This is a genomic window from Halomonas gemina, from assembly GCF_023554995.1.
Taxonomy (GTDB): domain Bacteria; phylum Pseudomonadota; class Gammaproteobacteria; order Pseudomonadales; family Halomonadaceae; genus Halomonas; species Halomonas gemina.
Map to the genome: position 1 here is coordinate 170071 of NZ_JAMJPK010000001.1, position 20698 is coordinate 190768.

The window sequence follows — 20698 nt, forward strand, 5'->3', positions numbered from 1 at the left end:
GATTGTATCTTTATGTAGCGTAGCCGGGTGCCGGGGAAAATGGATCAGTCAGGCAGGAAAATCTCCGTGGGCGCCGCTCGTGCAGGGGCTCAGGAGGCTTGGCGCAGGACGCCGAAGTGGTCCATGCCGCGATCCTTTAGGTGCAGCGCCTGCATGCGGCTCATCACCCCCTGGTCGCAGTAGAGCAGGTAGTCGCGGTCGCCGGGCAGCGTCTGTGCCTGGTCCTGCAACTCGTAGAAGGGAATCGCCAGGCAGGGTACCTCGGAAAGCTCGAGCGGTGCCGCCTCGCGCTCGTGCGGGGGGCGGATGTCGATCACGCTGACCGCGGGCATCCGGGCCAGGGTGGCCGGCGAGTCGACGATGGTCACCTCGCCGGGCTGTCGCTGATCCTCCAGCAGGCGGCTGGCGCGGGTCACGGTGGCGGCCCCGATGGCGGCATCGAGTACCGTGAAGTCGAAGTCGGCCTCGGCGGCGAGCACCTTGTCGCTGGGCGCTCGGGTGTGGGGGCGGCGCGAGATGACCCCGCAGTATTCGGGCATCTGTTCGGCGAAGCGCGCGGTATCGATCCGGCGGGCCGTGTCGATGATCTCCTGCTTGTCCTCGGTGACCAGCGGCCGCAGGATCGGCAGGTCGCTTGCCGCGTCGATCAGCGCCAGGTTGGTGAGGGTCTGGCTGGAGACCTGGGCGATGGCGTCCCCGGTGACCAGCGCCGGGATACCCGAGCGAGCGGCCACGCGGCTGGCCGCCCGTACCATCATGCGCTTGAGGATCACGCCCATCAGGCCATCGGGAATGCTGCGCAGGATCTCCGCGACCACGCCCTCGAAGGGCACCGAGGTGAAATCGACGTTGTGGGAGACGCTGTAGCGCTGCCAGAGGTGATGGGTGACCTTCCGCACGCCGGTCTCGTGGGCCGGTCCCCCCAGGTTGAAGAACAGGTAGTGGGTCTTGATGCCGCGGCGCAGCATCCGCCAGGCCGCCACTGGCGAGTCGAAGCCTCCCGAGACCAGCGCCAGGGCCTGGCCCTGTACCCCCAGCGGGTAGCCCCCCAGGCCGGGACGGCGCGAGTGGATCAGCTGCAGCCGGCGATGGGTCAGCTCCACCGAGACCACGACCTCGGGGTGCTTGAGGTCAACCCGTGCCGTGGGCTCGGCCGTGAGCAGGGCGCTGCCCAGGTGCCGCTCGAGATCCATGGAGGAGAAGGCGTGATCGCCCCGGCGCTTGGCCCGGACCCGGAAGCGACGCCCGGCGATGGCCGCCTTCCAGTGCGGCACGATCCAGGCGGCGGCCTCGTCGAGCGAGCCGCAGGGAACCGCCTGGGTGGCGATCACCTCGTGGATGCCGGGGATCCGGGTCAGGGTGTCCTCCAGCTCCTCTACCCGCGCGGCGGAAAGGGCCTCGGGCAGGCTGACGTCAAGGGCGTCCCAGCCGCCCTTGACGCGCACGCCCTCCTCCAGCTGGCGCAGGGTATTGCGCACATTGCTGGCCAGGCAGCGGGTCATGTGCTGGCGCACGGAGCGGGACTTGATGGTGATCTCGGGGTGGAGCTTGAGCAGATAGGTCATTCGACAGGAACAGCAGCAACAATGTGCGCGCCATTCTACCAAGGGCGGGCGATCAAGGGCAGGCCCGACCCCAGGGCACAGGGATGGGCTGGCCGCAGAACGAGCTCGCCCGGCACGAGGCCGGGCGAGGGGAGCGAGCAACGGTGCAGGCAGAGCGTCAGTAGAGCGCCTGCTCCTCCTTGACCACCTCCTTGAGCAGTTCCAGGAAGAGCCGGTCGGCTTCGGAGTGTTCCTGGGGGTCCTCGGGGATGTGCACGCTGGTGGTGTCGGAGATCTCGTTGGCGATGCGCGCCATGACGTCACCTTCGCCCGGCTCGCCGAGCTGGCGTCGGGTGATCTCCAGTGACTGCTCGAGGATCTTCGGGTCCTGCAGGAGTTTCTTGATGAAGCCCCGCAGCTCGTTGATCACGCGGGTCTTCTGGATTTCCGATGAGGCCATGACGTTCTCCTTGGGTGACCATGCCGTTTCGAGGATTGGCCAGACGATACCATGGTTTGCCAATGAAGCGGTGAGTACAGCTATTCCTCGGGATACTTGAGCTGACGAATCCCCGGGCCGGTGGCTCCATCCAGGCCCAGCTCGAAGAGCGTGCGGGCCTCCCCGCGGGTCTCGACCCCCTCGCCGATGGCCAGTATCCCCAATGAATGGCAGAGCGTGGCCATGCCGCGCAGGATGGTCTGCTGCTCGGCGACCCTGTCGACCCCCTGGACCAGCGTCCTGTCGAACTTGAGGTAGCCAAGCCCCAGGTCCTGCAGGTCAGCGATCCGGGTGAATTCGGCGCCGACATGCTCCAGGCCGATCCGGCAGCCGAGCGGCTGAAGCGCATGGCACAGACTGCGAAAGCTGGCCAGGTCATGGATGGCCAGGGACTCGGGGAGCTCTAGCCAGAGCCGAGCGGCGACGTCAGGCCGGGCCTTGAGCCGTGTCTGGAGCTCCGTGACGAAGCGGGCATCCTGGATCGAAGCGGCCGAAAGGTTGATGCCCAACGGCTTGCCGCGTTGTGTAATGTCACGCACGGCTGCATCGATTACCGCCAGGTCGAGCCGGCTGTCGAGCTCGAGCCGCGAGATCCAGGGCATGAAGATCCCGGCGGGCTGCCACTCGCTGTTCAGTCTTAGCCGCGAGGGGCTCTCGAAGTGCAGCAGTTCCCCTTCGCTATCCAGTACCGGATAGTGGGCCAGGTAGATGCCCTTGGCCATGGCCTCCTGGAGGGCGTGGCGCCATTCGCCATGGTTGGTGAACAGGCTGCGGCGCTGGGGACCCTCGGCGATGACCAGGCTCTGGTCGCCACGGGCCTCGGCGGCCGACAGGGCGCCGTCGAGGCTTGCCAGCAGCACGCTGCGCTGGTCGCCCTGGGCGTAGTCGACCAGTGCCGCGGGCAGGCCGAGGGAAACCCGGCTCTGTTCCTTCAGGGCGGCCAGGCGCTTGCCAAGCTCATGCTGCAGCGATTCCAGGTCATGGGCGCCGGGCAGCAGCAGGGCGAAGTCGCTGCCGTTGAGGCGGCCCACGACCCCGCCACCGCGGACCTTGCCGAACTGGTCCAGGCCGCTGGCCAGCGCATGCAGCAGGGCATCAGTCTCGTTATGACCGAGACGCTCGTTGACCTCGGCCAGGCGGGCGAGGCGCACCAGGGCGAGCGTGCCGCTGGCTCGGGCATCCTGGCTCTCCAGGTGGATCTGCAGCTGGGCCAGGAAGGCCTCACGTTTCAGTACGCCGGTCACCCCGTCGTGCTGAAGTCGCCGGCGCAGCAGGTCGAGCTTCTCGCTCTCCTCGCCGAGCATGTCGCGTACGGTGCTGGAGAGCTGGTTCATGGCCTCCACCACTTCGCGCAGCTCTCGCGTGCGCGGTGCGGGAATGGTGGTGAAGCGCCGCTCGCCGATGTGCAGGGCATGGTCGACGACGTTGCGCAGCGGGCGGCGGATGGTCCGCACGATCCACCAGGCGAGCAGCAGGCTGAGGGCGGCGGCCAGGGCGAACCATCCGACCAGCTCCAGGCTGCTGCGCCACAATGAGCGATAGGCAAAGCTGTGTTGGCTCTCGAGGGTGAGGATGCCGAACTGTCGCCAGCCGTCCTGGACCACGGCCTGACCGGGGGGGATCTCGAAGCGCACCAGGTCGACGAACCAGGCCGGTACGTCCTCGATGGCCTCGCCGGCACGGCGCTGCTCGATGATCTCGCCCTGCGGGTCGCGCAGCTCCACCTGACGGTAGTGGCCGGTATCGAATTGGGCGGCTACCAGCAGTTCCAGGGTCACCGGGTCCTTGGGCATCTGGCTCATGGTCAGCGCCAGGGCGTTGGCGTTGTCGGCATTCTTGATGCGCACTTCCTGCTCGATATAGGCCCGGCTGGAACTGACGCCGATGAACAGGCTACTGCCGAAGACGAGCAGCAGCAGTACCACGATGGTCAGCCAGATCTGCTTGATGAGCGACATCTTGTTATCCCCCTTGTATGAATCCCTGCTCCTGCATGCGGCCGACCGCGCGTCGCCAGCGCGATAGGCGTGCCAGCGGGTCGGCGCGGGACCGGGTGGAACTGCCGGCCCAGAGGCCACTGCTGTTGAAGCTGAACAGCGGGTCCAGGTCGTTGCGCTGTGAGCCGCGGGTGATTGAGGGCATCAGGTTGTCGAGCACCAGCGGGTCCGCCGCGGGGGTCTCGTAGTAGCCCAGCACCATGTGCGCCTGGGTGATGCCGCTGCGGCCTATGCGAGCGCGTACATAGATCATGCGCAACTCGTCGCCCGGTACCCCCAGTTCCTTGAGGGTGATGTACTTGGCGATGGAGAAATCCTCGCAGTCCCCTTGGCCACGGCCCAGGGTCTCCAGCGGCGTGGCCCAGTAGTCCTCCTGGCCCCAGATGTCGATATCATCGAGCCAGCGGACCCGCCGGTTGAAGAAGGCGTTGACCTCGCGCAGGCGGGTCTGGAGGTCGGCAGGACGCAGCCGTTCGAGCAGCGCGAACCATGCCTCCAGGTTTTCAAGCCCCTGCGCGCCATGGTTGCTCTGCATGCTACGGCGCAGGCGCTCAGGCGAGAGGTTGGCCTCGCCCGAGGAGGGACGCAGACCCAGGCCGATGACCAGCGAAAGGCCGCCGAGCCCCGCCAGGAAACGGCGACGCCCGGGCGAATCGAGTGTCCGGGGGAGGGGCGGCGGCATGCGGCGGGCCTGAATGAGCGTTTGCTCAAGTCTAGGGGTCGTAGACCCCTAATGCGAGCGGCTCAAAAGGGCTGATTGTCGGGCAGCGCATTGTTGCTGACGGGCTCCTCACTGGCAGCGCCCCGCCTTGTGGAGCACCGGGTTGGCGTACTGGGCCAGCCACCAGTGGCGAAGCTCGTCGGGCACCTCCTGCAGGCGGGCCTGGAAGCGGGCGCGATCGGCGTCGCTGACCTCGCTCAGGTCGAGCAGATCCGGGGCCTCGCCCAGGGCCTCCAGGGCCAGGAAGTGGCTGGGGAAGAGGTGGTAGCCGGCCAGTACCTGGCGGTCGATCTCGGCGGCCACGGCTTCGGGATCGTCGAAGTTCGCCGTGAGTGGGGTGCCGAAGGTGAGCTGCACGCGCCCCTTGTGGCCGGTGATGCCAGCGACGATGGAGCGGATGTCCTCGAACTCGCTCTTCTCGTAGTTGCCGCTGGTCTGCATGGCGTGCAGTTCCCTGGCCTTCTGCAGGTCGCAGGGGTCGTACTCGTAGCTGATCGAGACCGGTACCAGGCGTAGCTCGGCGATCGCCTCGCCGATGCTCGCCTGACGCTCTCTGCCGCGACGGGCCATGGTCAGCATCTTGAGAATCGCCGGGTCGGTGCGGTCGATGCCGTCCTTGGCGCGCCCCTCGCGCTGGGCCATCCAGATGGAGTGGTTGTCCTCGAGGATGGAGTGGCGAATGTAGGCGGAGAGGTTCTGGTAGGCGGCCAGCATGGCCCGCTTGCCGCGGGCGCTGCGTGGCACGATGAAGCTCTTGTTGAGGCGCATCAGGTCGTTGACGTAGGGCTTCTTGAGCAGGTTGTCGCCGATGGCGATGCGCACGGTGTCACGCCCGGCCAGGTAGAGGGCGTAGTTGACGAAGGCCGGGTCCAGCGAGATGTCGCGATGGTTACCGATGAAGAGATAGGCGGTGTCCGGATCCAGCGTCTCCAGCCCCGCCACCTCGAAGGTGTCGGTGGAGGTCCGGATCATGCGCTGCATGTAGCTGGCGATACGCATCTGGAAGTCATGCACGCCGGCCACGCCGCGCACCTCGCGGCGGATGGCGACGCTGGCCAACAGGCGCGATAGGCGTGGCATGAAGCGACTTAGCCGCGGCAGTCGATAGCGGGTGAGGGCATCGAGCAGCTCGGGATCATGGGCCAGGCGCTCGAGGACTTCGGCCACCTCGTCGTCCTGGTAGGGACGGATCTCGGCCCAGGGGTCGTGTGCGGGGGTGTCGTGAGTCTCGGTCATGGGTTCCAGGCTGTGGTCGGAAGCGATCAGGCGCTGCGGGCGTCACCGGCGGTACCGGCCTCGCCACCCAGCCACTCGATCAGGCGCTCGATGTTCTCGGCCAGCGCCTGGGTCATCAGGATGAAGTCGGTCTCCAGGCGTACCAGGGCGTCATCGCCATCGTCGGCCTGGGACGCCTCGTCGATCAGCGCGTCGTCGAAGCGCAGCGACTTGATCGCCAGGTCGTCATGCAGCACGAAACTTAGCCGGCCCTCGATCGACAGTGCCAGCTTGCTGGCCTGGCGGCCGCTCTCCAGCAGCTGCTGGATCTCGTCGCTGTCGAGGTCGACCTGGCGGGCTCGCAGCACGCCGTCGTCGCCCTTGGCCTTGAGCTCCACCTGGTCGCCGAGCACCAGGTCGGCCGGTCGCGAACCGGGATCGCCGAGCCAGGTGGTCATGGCGCGCATGGGCAGCGTCTGGCTGGCCAGCGGGGTCACCTTGAGGCTGCCCAGGGTCTCGCGCAGCAGGTCGAGGAGTTCCTCGGCACGCTTACGGGAGCTGGCATTGACGGCGATCAGCGCGCGGCGGCTGTCCCACCACAGGTCGACCTCCTGGCTGCGCACGAAGGCGCGGGGCAGGAGTTCCTCATAGACCTGCTCCTTGATCGCCAGCTTCTCCTGGCGGCGCAGCTTGCGCCCCTCGCTGGTCTCGATGGCCTCGCTGCGCTCCTCGACCTCCTCGCGGACCACCGAGGCGGGCAGGATGCGTTCCTGGCGCAGGGCCGTCATCAGGCGCTGGCCCTGCAACTCGTGCAGCAGCTGCGTCCCGGCCCGGCCGGCCGGCGCGGACCAGCCCAGGCGACGTGCCTCGCTGCCCCCCAAGGGGCGGAAGGCCTGCTCGCCCAGGGCGTTTTCCAGGCTGGCGGCGTCCAGCTCAGGGGCGTCGTGCAGACGGTAGAGGTGCAAGTGCTTGAACCACATGGAGCATTTCCCGAGAGAAAAGGGGCACATTATGGCCAAAGGGAGGCGCCGGTGCCAGCGCCTGCGCGGGTGGTGTGAAACGCCGATGTTAAAACGATAGTTTGAATATCGGCTGCTGCCCTGACTAGAATCGAGGCTTTGCCTGCAAGGAGTCCCTCAGCATGGATCCCCGCATCTCCCGCACCGCGTTGCGTGTCAGAGGCTATCACCTGGATGGCTATGGCCATGTAAACAATGCCCGCTACCTGGAATTCCTGGAGGAGGGTCGCTGGTCGTACTTCGACGACCGCCCCGGGCTGGCCGCCTTCCTGCAGAAGGGCGACGTGGCCTTCGTCGCGGTCAACCTCAACATCGACTACCGGCGTGCCGCCGTTGCCGGCGACGACCTGGAGGTGCTGACCCGGCTCGCCGAGCTCGGCTCGCGGCGTGCCCGCATTCATCAGGAGATTCGCCAGGTACGGGACGGCAAGCCGGTGGCCAGCGCCGACATCACCTTCGTGCTGCTCGACGTGGCGGCCAATCGCGCCATGGAGATCAGTGGCGAGATCCGTGAGGCCATGGCGCCGCTGGTCCTGCCCTAGTGCCTCCAGCACTATCACAATTGCATGGCTTAGGAGCACTGGGGACAAGCCGGAGAGGAGTTCCTAGGCCAGGGATGGCGTCGGTAGCGCCCATGGAGGGGTTCACAGCGCCTCCTCGAAGGCTTGTTGCCAGCTCAGCTCTGAGTCCAACCAGCTGACTGTGATGGCCCTCTAGTGCCCCTTGGATAGCTCCCTTTGCCCCGTCCGGGATGGTATGATGCCAGGCTGATATTGCGCGCCATGTCACGGCCACGTGACGCGCCAACCTGTTGCAGTGCAAAGGATTCGACGACCCATGGGTGACATCGCCAGAGAGATTCTGCCAGTCAACATCGAGGACGAGCTCAAGCAGTCGTACCTCGATTACGCGATGAGCGTGATCATCGGCCGTGCGCTGCCCGACGTGCGCGATGGCCTCAAGCCGGTGCATCGGCGCGTGCTGTTCGCCATGCACGAGCTCGGCAACGACTGGAACAAGCCGTACAAGAAGTCCGCTCGCGTGGTGGGCGATGTCATCGGTAAGTATCACCCCCATGGGGACAGCGCCGTCTATGACACCATCGTGCGCATGGCCCAGGACTTCTCCATGCGCCATGTGCTGGTCGACGGCCAGGGCAACTTCGGCTCCATCGACGGCGACAACGCCGCCGCCATGCGTTACACCGAGGTGCGCATGGCCCGGCTCGCCCACGAGCTGCTCGCCGACCTGGAGAAGGACACCGTCGACTGGGTCGACAACTACGACGGTACTGAGCGCATCCCCGAGGTGCTGCCCACCAAGGTTCCCAATCTGCTGATCAATGGCTCCTCTGGCATCGCCGTGGGCATGGCGACCAACATCCCGCCCCATAACATGGGCGAGATTATCAACGCCTGTCTGGCGCTGATCGATGACTACACCCTCACCGTCGACGACCTGATGGAGCATGTCCCCGGGCCTGACTTCCCCACCGGCGGCATCATCAATGGCCGTGCCGGCATCCTCGAGGCCTACCGCACCGGCCGCGGCCGCATCTATGTGCGGGCCTGCCACACTATCGAGCATGACGACAGGACCGGCCGCGACCACATCATCGTCAACGAGCTGCCCTATCAGGTGAACAAGGCGCGGCTGATCGAGAAGATCGCCGAGCTGGTCAAGGAGAAGAAGATCGAGGGCATCGCCGAGCTGCGCGACGAGTCCGACAAGGACGGCCTGCGGGTGGTGATCGAGGTCAAGCGCGGGGAGTCCGGGGAGGTGGTGGTCAACAACCTCTTCGCCCAGACCCAGCTGCAGACGGTGTTCGGCATCAACATGGTCGCCATCGACAATGGACAGCCGAAGATCCTCAACCTCAAGGAGATCCTCGAGGCCTTCATCCGCCACCGCCGCGAGGTGGTCACCCGCCGCACCCTCTTCGAGCTGAAGAAGGCCCGCGAGCGCGGCCACATCCTCGAGGGCCTGGCCGTCGCCATCTCCAACATCGACGAGGTGATCGAGCTGATCAAGGCCTCGCCCAACGCCTCCGAGGCCAAGGAGAAGCTGCTGGCGAAATCCTGGCAGCCGGGGCAGGTCACCGGCATGCTCGAGCGTGCCGGCGCCACCTCCTGCAAGCCCGAGGAGCTGGAGGAGGGCTTCGGCCTCGACCAGGCCGGCCGCGAGTACCGCCTGTCGCCTGTCCAGGCCCAGGCGATCCTCGAGCTGCGCCTGCATCGCCTGACCGGGCTCGAGACCGAGAAGCTCCTCGACGAGTACCTCTCGATCCTCGAGAAGATCGCCGAACTCACCGCCATCCTGGCCTCGGCGGAGCGGCTGCTCGAGGTGATCCGCGAGGAGCTGATCGCCGTGCGCGACCAGTTCGGCAATCCGCGCAAGACCGAGATCCAGGCCAGCCACCTGGACCTGCGCCTCGAGGACCTCATCGCCGAGGAGGACATGGTGGTCACCGTGTCCCGCACCGGCTACGCCAAGACCCAGCCGCTTTCCGACTACCAGGCCCAGCGCCGCGGCGGGCGAGGCAAGTCGGCCACGGCCATGAAGGACGAGGATGTCATCGAGCATCTGCTGGTGGCCTCGACCCACGACACCGTGCTGCTGTTCTCCAATCGCGGCAAGGTCTACTGGCTCAAGGTCTACGAGATGCCCGTCGCCAGCCGCGGTTCGCGGGGCAAGCCGCTGGTCAACCTGTTGCCGCTGGACGAGGGCGAGGCGATCAACGCCATCCTCCCGGTGCGCGACTACGATTCGCAGAGCTACATCTTCTTCGCCACCGAGCGCGGCACGGTCAAGCGCACCAGTCTCGAGCAGTTCTCGCGGCCGCGCAGCGTCGGCCTGATCGCCATCGACCTGGAGGAGGGCGATCGCCTGGTGGGCGCCGCCATCACGTCGGGCAGTGATCACGTGATGCTGCTGTCGTCCAACGGCAAGGCGATCCGCTTCGAGGAGTCCAACGTCCGCGCCATGGGCCGCACCGCCCGTGGTGTGCGCGGCATGCGTCTGCTCGGGGAGGCCGAGGTGATCAGCCTGATCATCCCGCAGAGCCAGCAGATCGATGCCGAGGCCGACGTGGAAGCCGAGGCCGAGGAGGGCGCGACCGTCGAGACCGGCAACGGCGGCCAGATCTATATCCTCACCGCCAGCGAGAACGGCTACGGCAAGCGCACCCGCCTCGAGGAGTTCCCGCTGCGCGGGCGCGGCGGCCAGGGCGTGATCGCCATGCAGACCAGCGAGCGCAACGGTGCCCTGGTGGCCGCCATGCAGGTCTACTCCACCGACGAGATGATGCTGATCACCGACCGCGGCACCCTGGTGCGGACCCGGGTCGACGAGGTCTCGATCACTTCGCGCAACACCCAGGGCGTGATGCTGATCCGCCTGGGCAACGACGAGAAGCTGGTCAAGACCGTGCGGGTCGACGAGCCCGAGGACACCGTGGAGGCAGCCGATGAGGCGCCGGCCGAGACGGGGGGCGCCTCATCTGGCGATGCGGCGACGGATGACGGTGGCGAGCAGGATCAGGACCAGGAATAAGGACACGCAACGCTGATGACACGTCACTACAATTTCTGTGCCGGCCCGGCCGCGCTGCCCACGGCCGTGCTGGAGCGAGCCAGGGACGAACTGCTGGACTACCGCGGCCGTGGCCTCTCGGTGATGGAAATGAGCCATCGCGGCGAGGACTTCGTCGCCATCGCCGAGCAGGCCGAGGCCGACCTGCGCGAGCTGCTGGCCATTCCCGACAACTACCGGGTGCTGTTCACCCAGGGCGGGGCCAGCCTGCAGTTCGCCGCGCTGCCCTACAACCTGCTGGGGGCCGGCGGCCGGCCCAACTTCCTGCACACCGGCATCTGGGGCAAGAAGGCGATCAGCGAGGCGCGCCACCTGTTCGGCGACGTCCACGTGGCGGCCAGCAGCGAGGAGAACGGCCACAGTGCCGTGCCGCGCCAGGAGGAGATCGTCCTCTCCGACGATGCCGCCTACCTGCACTACACCGCCAACGAGACCATCGGCGGGCTCGCCTTCGACTACATTCCCGAGGCCCGCCGGCCGGATGGCAGCGAGGTGCCGCTGGTCTGCGACATGTCCTCGTCCATCCTCTCCGGCCCGCTGGATGTCTCGAAGTTCGGGGTGATCTACGCCGGTGCCCAGAAGAACATCGGGCCCGCCGGCCTGGTGGTGGTGATCGTGCGCGACGACCTGCTGGACCAGGCCCGCAGCGACATGCCGACGCTGTTCGGCTACCGGGCACTCAGCGAGGCGGGTTCGATGGTCAACACTCCGGCGACCTACAGCTGGTACCTGGCGGGGCTGGTGTTCGACTGGCTGAAGGGCGATATCGGCGGTCTGGCGGCCATGGACGCCATCAACTGTCGCAAGGCGGCCAGGCTCTATGCGGCCATCGACGGCAGCGACCTGTACGCCAACCCGATCACGCTGCGCAACCGCTCGCGGATGAACGTGCCCTTCGTGCTCGCCGACCCGAGTCTCGACAAGGCGTTCCTGGCCGAGGCCGAGGCGGCGGGGCTGCTCAATCTCAAGGGGCATCGCAGCGTGGGGGGCATGCGGGCCAGTCTCTACAATGCCGTGCCCGAAGCCGCCGTCGAGGCATTGACCACCTTCATGGCCGATTTCGAGAAACGCAGAGGATAATCCATGACCGAGCCTACCGTCAGCCTCGAGGCGCTCCGCCAGCGCATCGATGCCCTGGACAACGATATCCTGCGCCTGATCAGCGAGCGGGCGGCCTGCGCCCAGCAGGTCGCCGAGATCAAGGCCGAGCATGAGCCCGGGGGGGTCTTCTATCGACCCGAGCGTGAGGCACAGGTGCTGCGCCGTGTCATGGAGCTCAACAAGGGCCCCCTGGACAGCGAGGAGATGGCGCGGCTGTTCCGCGAGATCATGTCGGCCTGCCTGGCCCTGGAGCAGCCGGTCAAGGTCGCCTACCTGGGGCCGGAGGGCACCTTCACCCAGCAGGCCGCGCTGAAGCACTTCGGCGAGAGCGCGATCAGCCTGCCGATGGCGGCGATCGACGAGGTGTTCCGCGAGGTGGAGGCCGGCGCCGTCAACTATGGCGTGGTGCCGGTCGAGAACTCCACCGAGGGGGTGATCAACCATACCCTCGACTCCTTCATGGACTCCGGGCTTCGCATCTGTGGCGAGGTGGTGCTGCGCATCCACCATCACCTGCTGGTGGCTGAGACGACCCGCCGCGACAAGGTCTCGCGGATCTACTCCCACCCGCAGTCCTTCGCCCAGTGCCGCAAGTGGCTCGACGCCCACTTTCCCCAGGCCGAGCGGGTGCCGGTCTCCTCCAATGCCGAGGCCGCCCGCCTGGTCAAGACCGAGTGGCACAGCGCGGCCATCGCCGGCGACATGGCCGCCAAGCTCTATGGCCTTTCCAAGCTGGCCGAGAAGATCGAGGACCGCCCGGACAACTCCACCCGCTTCCTGATCATCGGCAATCAGGACGTGCCCATCTCCGGCGCGGACAAGACCTCGCTGGTGGTCGCGATGCGCAACCAGCCGGGGGCCCTGCATGACCTGCTCGAGCCCTTCCATCGCCACCAGATCGACATGACGCGTCTCGAGACCCGCCCGTCGCGCACCGGCGTGTGGAACTACGTCTTCTTCATCGACTTCAAGGGGCACTGCGAGGAGCCGCGTGTCGCGGCCATGCTGGAGGAGGTCCAGCTGCGCGCCGCCGAGGTGAAGGTGCTGGGCTCCTATCCCGTCGGCGTCCTCTGAGGGATGGTGGACATCGTGAAGCAGCCGCCTGGTGAGCGGCGCATCCTGATTGTCGGCCTGGGACTGATCGGCGGCTCCCTCGCTGCTGCACTCAGGGCCAGTGGCTACGGCCGTCGCGGTAGCGACGCTGCCGGCGGCTTCGGGCCGGCGAAGGAGATAGTCGCCTGCGACCCCGATGCCGACGAGATCGCCCGCGGCATCGAGATGGGGCTGATCGACCGCGGCGACACCCGTCTCGAGGCGCTGGTCGAGGATGCCTCGCTGGTGGTGCTGGCGGTGCCCGTGCTGGCCATGAGCGGCGTGATGAAGGCACTGGCCGCCTGCCTCGATCGCGCCGCGCCCGATGTCGTCGTCACCGATGTGGGCAGCACCAAGGCGGCGATCCGCGAGGCGGCCGTGACCGCCTTCGGTCACATGCCGACCAACCTGGTGCTCGGCCATCCCATCGCCGGCTCGGAGAAGAGCGGTGTGGCGGCCGCCAACCCGCGCCTCTACGCCAACCACAAGGTGATCCTTACCCCCGAGGCCGATACCGACCCGGTCGCGACGGCTCGAGTGCGAGCCCTCTGGGCGGCCACCGGCGCCGAGGTGCTGGAGATGGACGTGGCCCGCCACGACCAGGTACTGGCGCGCACCAGCCACCTGCCGCATCTGCTGGCCTTCTCGCTGGTGGACACCCTGGCCCGCCAGGACGAGCGCCTGGAGATCTTTCGCTACGCCGCCGGCGGCTTTCGCGACTTCACCCGTATCGCCGGCAGCGACCCGGTGATGTGGCGCGACATCTTCGTCGCCAACCGCGATGCGGTGCTCGCCGCCCTGGACGACTTCGAGGCCGGCGTGGCCCGGCTGCGCCGCGCGGTGGAGCGCGGCGACGGCGATGCCATGCTGGCCACCTTCGACCGCGCGAGTCACGCCCGGCACTATTTCGAATCCCTGCTCAACCAGACCAGTTATCAGGCGGAGTACCAGATGCAACAACACGGCAAGCTGCGCTATCGGGTCAGCCCTGGCGGTGGCGTCACCGGGCGGATCCGTGTGCCCGGAGACAAGTCGATCTCCCACCGCGCCATCATGCTCGGGGCGCTGGCCGAGGGCATCACCGAGGTGAAGGGCTTCCTCGAGGGCGAGGACAGTCTGGCCACCCTGCAGGCCTTCCGCGAGATGGGCGTGGCCATCGAGGGCCCCCACCAGGGCCGGGTGACCGTTCACGGTGTCGGCCTGCATGGCCTCAAGGCGCCTGCCGGTCCGCTCTACGTGGGCAATGCCGGCACCGCCATGCGCCTGTTCGCTGGGCTGCTCGCCGGCCAGGCCTTCGACACCGAGCTGACCGGTGATGCCTCGCTCACCAGGCGCCCCATGGGACGGGTGGCCGACCCCTTGCGAGCGATGGGCGCCGAGATCGACACCGCCGAGGGCGGGCGTCCGCCGCTGCATATCCATGGCGGCAGGGCGCTCAGGGGCATCAGCTACGACATGCCCATGGCCAGCGCCCAGGTGAAGTCCTGCCTGCTGCTCGCCGGCCTCTATGCCGAGGGCGAGACCCGCGTGCGCGAACCGGCGCCGACCCGCGACCATACCGAGCGCATGCTGGCCGGGTTCGGCTATGAGGTCCACCGCCAGGGCGACACCTGCTGGCTCTCGGGCGGCGGCAGGCTCACCGCGGCTCCCATCGACGTGCCCAGCGACATCTCGTCGGCGACCTTCTTCCTGGTGGCGGCGGCGATCACCCCCGGCGCCGACCTGGTGCTGGAGCATGTCGGCATCAACCCGACCCGCATCGGCGTGATCAATATCCTGCAGCTGATGGGCGCCGACCTGCGCCTGGAGAATGCGCACGAAGTGGGCGGCGAGCCGGTGGCCGACCTGCATATCCGCCATGCGCCGCTCAAGGGCATCGACATCCCGGTGGCGCAGGTGCCGCTGGCCATCGACGAGTTCCCGGCGCTGTTCATCGCCGCGGCCAATGCCGAGGGCACCACCCGCCTGCGTGGCGCGGAGGAGCTGCGCGTCAAGGAGTCCGACCGGCTGCAGGCGATGGCGAACGGCCTGGCCACCCTCGGCGTCGAGCATGTCCTGCTCGAGGATGGCATCGATATCGTCGGCCGTCTTGAAGGAGAGGGCAGCGAGGGGGCCAGCTATGGCGGCGGCCACATCGACAGCCTGGGCGATCACCGCATCGCCATGGCCTTCGCCATCGCCGCGCTGCGCGCCGGTGAGGAGATCGTCATCGACGACTGTGCCAACGTGGCCACTTCCTTCCCCGGCTTCATCGACCTGGCGCGCCGGGTCGGGTTGACCCTCGAGGAACAGCAGGAGGCGTCATGAGTGACTCGGTACCGGTACTGACCATCGATGGCCCGGGCGGGGCAGGCAAGGGCACCATCAGCCGCCTGGTCGCCGCACGCCTGGGCTGGCACCTGCTCGACAGCGGGGCGCTCTATCGCCTTACCGCGCTGGCCGCCGTGAAGCACGAGGTGCCTCTGGATGACGAGCCGGCGCTGGCCGGCATTGCCGCCTCGCTGGACGTGGTCTTCCTCGCCGAGAATGACGCCACCACGGTGCTGCTGGAAGGCGAGGACGCCACCACCGCGATCCGCACCGAGCAGGTGGGCGATGCGGCTTCCCGGGTCGCCGCCTTGCCCGCGGTGCGCCAGGCGCTGCTGCAGCGCCAGCGCAACTTCCGCAAGGCCCCCGGTCTGGTGGCCGACGGACGCGACATGGGCACCGTGGTGTTCACGGACGCGCCCCTCAAGATATTTCTCACCGCCTCGGCCTCCGAGCGGGCGAGACGGCGCCACCTCCAGTTGCGGGAGGCCGGGGTGGATGCTAGTCTATCGAGTCTTCTAAAGGAGATTCAGGCGCGCGATGCCCGCGACATGCAGCGCAGCGTGGCCCCGCTCAAGCCGGCCATTGATGCCATCACGCTTGACACCACGCGCCTGACGATACCGGAAGTGGTAGATCGGCTGACGGAGCTGCTGACCGAACGCGGTCTGGCATCCGCCACCTGACACTCCCTTGCGGCGCCTCCGGCAGGATGTGATGACGTGGTCCGGCACTTCTTGGTTTGATAAAGCAGCGCCGTGAGCCGGGCCAGGTCGAACCAGCGCCAACATCCCCGGGGGCTTGGTAAATAAGGCCCGCACTCGCTGGTGGTGCGGAGAAGGCGGCAACGCCGTACTCAACGTTGATCACGTAGGAACATCATGAGCGAAAGCTTTGCTGAACTGTTTGAACAGTCTCTCCAGGACATCAACATGGAGCCGGGCGCCATCGTCGCGGCTACCATCGTCGACATCGACGGCGACTGGGTCACCGTCAATGCCGGCCTGAAGTCAGAAGGTCAGATCCCCGCGGCCCAGTTCCGCGATGATAACGGTGAACTCACCATCGCCGTCGGCGACGAGGTGCATGTCGCCCTCGAAGCCGTCGAGGACGGGTTCGGCGAGACACGCCTGTCCCGCGAGAAGGCCAAGCGCGCCGAAGCGTGGAAGGTGCTGGAAGCCGCCTTCGAGAAGGAAGAGATCGTCAAGGGCGTGATCAACGGCAAGGTCAAGGGCGGCTTCACCGTCGACGTCGACTCCATCCGTGCCTTCCTGCCGGGTTCCCTGGTGGACGTCCGCCCCGTGCGCGACACCACCCACCTGGAGAACAAGGAACTCGACTTCAAGGTCATCAAGCTCGATGCCAAGCGCAACAACGTCGTCGTGTCCCGTCGCGCCGTGCTCGAGGCCGAGAACAGCGCCGAGCGTGAAGCCCTCCTGGCGACCCTGCAGGAAGGCCAGCAGATCGTCGGTATCGTCAAGAACCTCACCGACTACGGCGCCTTTGTCGACCTCGGTGGCGTCGACGGCCTGCTGCACATCACCGACATGGCCTGGAAGCGCATCAAGCACCCGAGCGAGATCGTGGCCGTGGGTGACGAGATCACCGTCAAGGTCCTCAAGTTCGACCGTGAGCGCAACCGCGTCTCCCTGGGCCTGAAGCAGCTGGGCGAGGATCCGTGGGTCAACATCAAGGATCGCTACCCGGAAGGCACCAAGGTCCACGCCACGGTCACCAACCTCACCGACTACGGCTGCTTCGCCGAGCTGGAAGAGGGCGTCGAGGGCCTGGTCCACGTCTCCGAGATGGACTGGACCAACAAGAACATCCATCCGTCCAAGGTCGTCCAGGTCGGCGACGATGTGGACGTCATGGTGCTGGACATCGACGAGGAGCGTCGCCGCATCTCCCTGGGCATCAAGCAGTGCACCACCAATCCCTGGGAAGACTTCAACGCGCGCTACAACAAGGGTGACCGCGTTACCGGCACCATCAAGTCGATCACCGACTTCGGTATCTTCATCGGCCTGGAAGGCGGCATCGACGGCCTGGTGCACCTGTCCGACATCTCCTGGACCGACACCGGCGAGGAAGCCGTTCGCCAGTTCAAGAAGGGCGACGAGGCGGAAGCCGTCATCCTCTCCATTGACCCGGAGCGCGAGCGCATCTCGCTGGGCATCAAGCAACTCGATACCGATCCGGTGTCCGAGTTCCTGGCCGTCAACGACAAGGGCTCCATCGTCACCGGCCGCGTGGTCGAAGTCGATGCCAAGGAAGCCCAGGTCGAGCTGGCCACCGATGTTGTCGCCGTGCTGAAGGCCTCCGAGATCAGCGCCGACCGCGTCGAAGATGCCCGCAACGTGCTGAACGAAGGTGACAGCGTCGAGGCCCGCATCATCGGTGTCGACCGCAAGAACCGCCAGATCGCCCTGTCCGTCAAGGCCAAGGATCAGGACGACACTCGCCAGAACCTCAAGAAGCTGCGTGAGGAGTCTCCCGAGAGCGGTGGTCCGACCACCATCGGTGACCTCATCAAGCAGCAGATGGGTCAGGACTGATAGCGAGAGGGACCCTTTCCCTCATCGTCTGGCAAGGCGCCGCCCCTCGGGGCGGCGCTTTTGTTAGTGTGTCGGCGTTTTTGATGGCTCGGGAAGGGTCTCGCCGCATGGATGGGGTGTCTTTAGTACTCCACGAGTTCTCGCACCGAGTTATTTGCAGAGTGTTCCATTAAACGACACGCCTGTTGTTTGCCGAACTTCGATTTGATGTTCATACTGTTGCCAAGGAAGTTTCAAACGGCAATAATGCCGCTGCATCCTGTAATCCCCGAGAAGGAACTAGTACATGTCATCACTGCTCAGCAACTACATGCAGATGGAGCAGCAGCTCAAGCAGCTCCAGTCGGAACTGGACAAGCTGCAGAACGACGATCGTCTCAAGGCCGAACTCGAGTTCAAGGAAAAGCTCGAGTCGCTGATGCGCGAGTTCGACAAGAGCGCCGCCGACGTCATTGCCCTGCTCGATCCCAAGCCGGCCGCGGCCTCGCGTAGCAGTGCCGCCGCCCCGGCGACCGGCGGTGCCCGCCGCAAGCGCAAGTTGAAGATCTACAAGAACCCCAACACCGGCGAAGTCGTGGAAACTCGCGGTGGCAACCAGAAGACCCTCAAGGCCTGGAAGGACGAGCACGGTTCCGACACCGTCGAGTCCTGGCTGGTGCGCGTCGAGGAGTGAGTCTCGACGCCTGAAGGCATGACGCCGCCGCCCTTCGGGGCGGCGGCGTCATTTGTGTTGAACTATTGCCGTGTTGGACATGCCGTACCGGGCGAAAACGCTGACGGGAAGATGAATCGCCGGTGCGTTGCCCGTATAATCAGCGTCATTCCCGAGTATTGGCGATGGCTCGTTCATTCCTCTTTCTGCCACGGCCTTCGCCTCGACACCATTGGAATCGAATGAAACCACATAATTCCCGACAGCCCATGGACGAACGAGAGAAGTTGCGCAAGTTCCGCGAACTCGATGATGCCTTCGCCGATGCACTGCGTGAACTCGAGAGTCCCGACAGCGAACTTGATATTCCCACCGGCCCGCCGGTCCGTTCACTGGAGCGCCTGGAGCAGGAGGCCCGGGACGAGCCGCAGGACGAGCAGGCGCTCCAGCGTGCCTTCGAGCAGCGTCTCAAGGCCCTGATGGCCGAGTATGCCCAGCCCGCCGAGAGCGTCAGCCGCCTGCTGCAGACCCTCAGGGCCCTCGGGCGAATCGCCTGACCCGCGACGCCTGTTGTTCCTGCCCAGGTTCCTGCGCCGTCGGTGCCCGTTACCGGTAGCGGTAGACGCGCAGGCTCGGCAGGAAGGCGTTGTCCTCCAGTCGCTCGTCGCGGCGCCGGGCCCGGGTGCGGGTGGCAGGCGGATGAGCGGGGGGCAGGTTGTGGTCGGGTAGCCGGCCGTCGGGGCTGGGGACGAACAACGGCAGGGCGATGTTCATGGCGCGCCGGCTGCGGCCATCCTCAAGCGGTTCGCGGTAGAAGAGGTTGGCGCGCATCAGCGGGGCCTGGCTCTGCACCTGGGCCAGCGTTTCGCCATCGGGGATGCCGGCCAGCTGCCGCAACTGGATGCGCACGTGGGGGGCCTCGCTGTCCAGGGCCAGCAGTTTCTGCTCGGCCTCGCGCACCGTCAGCCGCTTGATCGAGCGCCCGCTGGCATACCAGGCCATGCGCACGCGGGCCACCGGGGCCTCGGCCAGGGGGATCGTCCGCCAGCACTGCTTGAGGTGCAGCCTGGCGAGCCCCGTGCCGCGCAGATGTTCGTGCAGGGCCGGGTGACGGAAGGGCAGGACCGCCTTGATTTCCGGGATCAGCGACGGTACCTCGCGGCGGATCTCCGCCAGCAGCGCAGCGAAGGCCTTCTTGGTGGCATTCACCCGGGCGACCGCTTCCATGACCGACTCGTCGGCCGCCACCAGGCCCACATGGCTGCGGGTGGCGCGGCCGTCCTGGCCGTCCTGGTACCAGACGTCGAGCAGCACATGGCGCAGCCAGGCGGCATCGGCCGTGTCGTGCTCGAAGGACCAGGCCGAGGCGTTTGAGGCCTGCCAGGTCGCCACCAGGGCGTCGGTCTCATCGATCAGGCGATCGAAGCGGGCCTCCAGTTCGGCCAGCAGGCGGTATTCCGGGCGCTGCCCGTCGCCGCTCACGACGGCTCGCCGTCCCGGTCCGCTCGCGCCAGCAGGGCGTCGAGGTCGGTCTCGTCCATGGCGGGCTCCCCGGCGATGCGATGGGACTCGTCGGCCCATGCGCCCAGGTCGAGCAGCCGGCAGCGCTTGCTGCAGAAGGGGCGGTAGGGGTTGGCCTCGCTCCACAGTACCTTCTTGCGGCACTGCGGGCAGGCGACTTCCAGGGGGCGCGTGGCGTCTTGCGTGTTCATCGGTGTCGTCTTCGGCAGGGTATCGGGGAAGGATGACGAATCAGGGCCCGGGAGGCAAACCGACGGCGGCCCGGTACCGGCGGTCGAGTTCTGCCACCTGCTCGGCCAGGCCCGCCTCGTCGGCGGAGTTGTCGATCACGTCGTCGGCGCGCGCCAGGCGCTGTGCCCGTGACATCTGGGCCGCGATGATGGCGCGAGCCTGGGCCTCGTCCACGCCGTCGCGTGCCGCCGTGCGGGCAATCTGGGTCGCCTCGGGAACATCGATGACCAGGCAGCGATCGACCATCGCGTCCTGGCCGGATTCAAACAGCAGTGGGGAGACCAGCAGCACATAGGGGGGCCCCTGGGCCCTGAGCCGCGCGAGGTGGGCGTCCAGTCGCTGGCGGATCCGCGGGTGGGTGATCCTCTCCAGCCGCCGTCGTGCCTCGGCATCGGCGAAGACGATCTCGCGCAGCGCCCGCCTGTCCAGGCCGCCGTCTGGCGCGAGGACCTCGCGGCCGAAGTGCTCGGCGATCTCGGCGAGTGCCGGCTCCCCCGGGGCCACGACCTCCCGGGCCACCTCGTCGGCATCCACCCAGGGGATGCCCCGCGCGGCGAATGCCCGCGCCACCGTCGACTTGCCCGAGGCGATGCCGCCCGTCACGCCGATGATCATCCTCGTCTCCCCGGTTGGTTCATGGTTCGCGTCAT

The 20698-nt window shown here is 66.9% G+C and carries 18 protein-coding genes; 9 read left to right on the forward strand and 9 right to left on the reverse strand.

Translation table 11 applies throughout. The features are described from left to right. Positions 1-89: 89 nt before the first annotated feature. The 6 genes from thiI to M8009_RS00985 all read right to left on the reverse strand — a co-directional run bounded on the left by thiI (position 90) and on the right by M8009_RS00985 (position 6956). Positions 90-1565: a tRNA uracil 4-sulfurtransferase ThiI gene (gene thiI, locus M8009_RS00960; RefSeq protein ID WP_250058894.1), complete on the reverse strand. Its 1476-nt coding sequence runs from the start codon at positions 1563-1565 to the stop codon at positions 90-92. A 157-nt stretch (positions 1566-1722) separates the two neighbouring features. After that, positions 1723-2004, reverse strand: coding sequence for a hypothetical protein (locus tag M8009_RS00965; RefSeq protein ID WP_106231644.1), 282 nt, complete (start codon positions 2002-2004; stop codon positions 1723-1725). An 80-nt stretch (positions 2005-2084) separates the two neighbouring features. Further along, positions 2085-4001: an EAL domain-containing protein gene (locus tag M8009_RS00970; protein WP_250058895.1), complete on the reverse strand. Its 1917-nt coding sequence runs from the start codon at positions 3999-4001 to the stop codon at positions 2085-2087. A gap of 4 nt (positions 4002-4005) precedes the next feature. After that, positions 4006-4722 (reverse strand): transglutaminase-like cysteine peptidase, encoded by a 717-nt coding sequence (locus tag M8009_RS00975; protein ID WP_250058896.1) that lies wholly within the window; start codon positions 4720-4722, stop codon positions 4006-4008. 108 nt (positions 4723-4830) lie between these two features. Further along, entirely contained in the window at positions 4831-5997 is a 1167-nt protein-coding gene (locus tag M8009_RS00980) for a 1-acyl-sn-glycerol-3-phosphate acyltransferase (RefSeq protein WP_250058897.1), read from the reverse strand. 26 nt (positions 5998-6023) lie between these two features. Continuing rightward, complete coding sequence (locus M8009_RS00985; RefSeq protein ID WP_250058898.1) at positions 6024-6956, reverse strand: recombination-associated protein RdgC; 933 nt, start codon at positions 6954-6956, stop codon at positions 6024-6026. 161 nt (positions 6957-7117) lie between these two features. Here M8009_RS00985 and M8009_RS00990 point away from each other — a divergent pair, with 161 nt between their 5' ends. From M8009_RS00990 to M8009_RS01030, 9 genes are all read left to right on the forward strand, one after another. Beyond that, positions 7118-7537 (forward strand): acyl-CoA thioesterase, encoded by a 420-nt coding sequence (locus M8009_RS00990; protein ID WP_250058899.1) that lies wholly within the window; start codon positions 7118-7120, stop codon positions 7535-7537. A gap of 295 nt (positions 7538-7832) precedes the next feature. After that, a complete protein-coding gene (gene gyrA, locus M8009_RS00995) occupies positions 7833-10547 on the forward strand; it encodes a DNA gyrase subunit A (protein WP_250058900.1) in 2715 nt (904 codons plus the stop codon). A 15-nt stretch (positions 10548-10562) separates the two neighbouring features. Next, positions 10563-11666, forward strand: a complete 1104-nt coding sequence (gene serC / locus M8009_RS01000) for a 3-phosphoserine/phosphohydroxythreonine transaminase (protein ID WP_250058901.1) — start codon at positions 10563-10565, stop codon at positions 11664-11666. A 3-nt stretch (positions 11667-11669) separates the two neighbouring features. Continuing rightward, entirely contained in the window at positions 11670-12761 is a 1092-nt protein-coding gene (pheA, locus tag M8009_RS01005) for a prephenate dehydratase (RefSeq protein WP_250058902.1), read from the forward strand. 15 nt (positions 12762-12776) lie between these two features. After that, positions 12777-15086: a bifunctional prephenate dehydrogenase/3-phosphoshikimate 1-carboxyvinyltransferase gene (locus tag M8009_RS01010; protein ID WP_250058903.1), complete on the forward strand. Its 2310-nt coding sequence runs from the start codon at positions 12777-12779 to the stop codon at positions 15084-15086. Further along, positions 15083-15772 carry a (d)CMP kinase gene (cmk, locus tag M8009_RS01015; RefSeq protein WP_250058904.1) on the forward strand — a complete coding sequence of 230 codons (690 nt, stop codon included), beginning with the start codon at positions 15083-15085 and terminating at the stop codon, positions 15770-15772. The genes M8009_RS01010 and cmk overlap by 4 nt, the downstream gene beginning before the upstream one ends. 195 nt (positions 15773-15967) lie before the next feature. Next, positions 15968-17644: a 30S ribosomal protein S1 gene (gene rpsA / locus M8009_RS01020; protein ID WP_250058905.1), complete on the forward strand. Its 1677-nt coding sequence runs from the start codon at positions 15968-15970 to the stop codon at positions 17642-17644. A 286-nt stretch (positions 17645-17930) separates the two neighbouring features. Further along, positions 17931-18317: a histone-like nucleoid-structuring protein, MvaT/MvaU family gene (locus M8009_RS01025; protein ID WP_250058906.1), complete on the forward strand. Its 387-nt coding sequence runs from the start codon at positions 17931-17933 to the stop codon at positions 18315-18317. Positions 18318-18565: 248 nt separating this feature from the next. Then, entirely contained in the window at positions 18566-18853 is a 288-nt protein-coding gene (locus M8009_RS01030) for a hypothetical protein (protein WP_250058907.1), read from the forward strand. 49 nt (positions 18854-18902) lie between these two features. Here M8009_RS01030 and M8009_RS01035 read toward each other — a convergent pair whose 3' ends face one another. From M8009_RS01035 to coaE, 3 genes are read right to left on the reverse strand one after another with little or no spacing between them, the layout of a single operon-like run. Then, complete coding sequence (locus M8009_RS01035; protein WP_250058908.1) at positions 18903-19778, reverse strand: DNA replication terminus site-binding protein; 876 nt, start codon at positions 19776-19778, stop codon at positions 18903-18905. Continuing rightward, positions 19775-20008, reverse strand: coding sequence for a DNA gyrase inhibitor YacG (yacG, locus tag M8009_RS01040; RefSeq protein WP_250058909.1), 234 nt, complete (start codon positions 20006-20008; stop codon positions 19775-19777). Before yacG ends, M8009_RS01035 begins: the two co-directional genes overlap by 4 nt. A gap of 40 nt (positions 20009-20048) precedes the next feature. Continuing rightward, entirely contained in the window at positions 20049-20663 is a 615-nt protein-coding gene (coaE, locus tag M8009_RS01045; protein ID WP_250058910.1) for a dephospho-CoA kinase, read from the reverse strand. Between the last annotated feature and the right edge of the window lie 35 nt (positions 20664-20698).

Excerpts from the sequence above, each read along its gene's own strand:
- pheA (WP_250058902.1), top strand. The coding sequence starts at position 11,670 with ATGACCGAGCCTACCGTCAGCCTCGAGGCGCTCCGCCAGCGCATCGAT.
- thiI (WP_250058894.1), bottom strand. The coding sequence starts at position 1,565 with ATGACCTATCTGCTCAAGCTCCACCCCGAGATCACCATCAAGTCCCGC.
- gyrA (WP_250058900.1), top strand. The coding sequence starts at position 7,833 with ATGGGTGACATCGCCAGAGAGATTCTGCCAGTCAACATCGAGGACGAG.
- coaE (WP_250058910.1), bottom strand. The coding sequence starts at position 20,663 with ATGATCATCGGCGTGACGGGCGGCATCGCCTCGGGCAAGTCGACGGTG.
- cmk (WP_250058904.1), top strand. The coding sequence starts at position 15,083 with ATGAGTGACTCGGTACCGGTACTGACCATCGATGGCCCGGGCGGGGCA.
- M8009_RS01025 (WP_250058906.1), top strand. The coding sequence starts at position 17,931 with ATGTCATCACTGCTCAGCAACTACATGCAGATGGAGCAGCAGCTCAAG.
- yacG (WP_250058909.1), bottom strand. The coding sequence starts at position 20,008 with ATGAACACGCAAGACGCCACGCGCCCCCTGGAAGTCGCCTGCCCGCAG.
- rpsA (WP_250058905.1), top strand. The coding sequence starts at position 15,968 with ATGAGCGAAAGCTTTGCTGAACTGTTTGAACAGTCTCTCCAGGACATC.
- M8009_RS00980 (WP_250058897.1), bottom strand. The coding sequence starts at position 5,997 with ATGACCGAGACTCACGACACCCCCGCACACGACCCCTGGGCCGAGATC.
- M8009_RS00965 (WP_106231644.1), bottom strand. The coding sequence starts at position 2,004 with ATGGCCTCATCGGAAATCCAGAAGACCCGCGTGATCAACGAGCTGCGG.
- M8009_RS00975 (WP_250058896.1), bottom strand. The coding sequence starts at position 4,722 with ATGCCGCCGCCCCTCCCCCGGACACTCGATTCGCCCGGGCGTCGCCGT.
- M8009_RS00990 (WP_250058899.1), top strand. The coding sequence starts at position 7,118 with ATGGATCCCCGCATCTCCCGCACCGCGTTGCGTGTCAGAGGCTATCAC.
- M8009_RS00985 (WP_250058898.1), bottom strand. The coding sequence starts at position 6,956 with ATGTGGTTCAAGCACTTGCACCTCTACCGTCTGCACGACGCCCCTGAG.
- M8009_RS00970 (WP_250058895.1), bottom strand. The coding sequence starts at position 4,001 with ATGTCGCTCATCAAGCAGATCTGGCTGACCATCGTGGTACTGCTGCTG.
- M8009_RS01030 (WP_250058907.1), top strand. The coding sequence starts at position 18,566 with ATGGACGAACGAGAGAAGTTGCGCAAGTTCCGCGAACTCGATGATGCC.
- serC (WP_250058901.1), top strand. The coding sequence starts at position 10,563 with ATGACACGTCACTACAATTTCTGTGCCGGCCCGGCCGCGCTGCCCACG.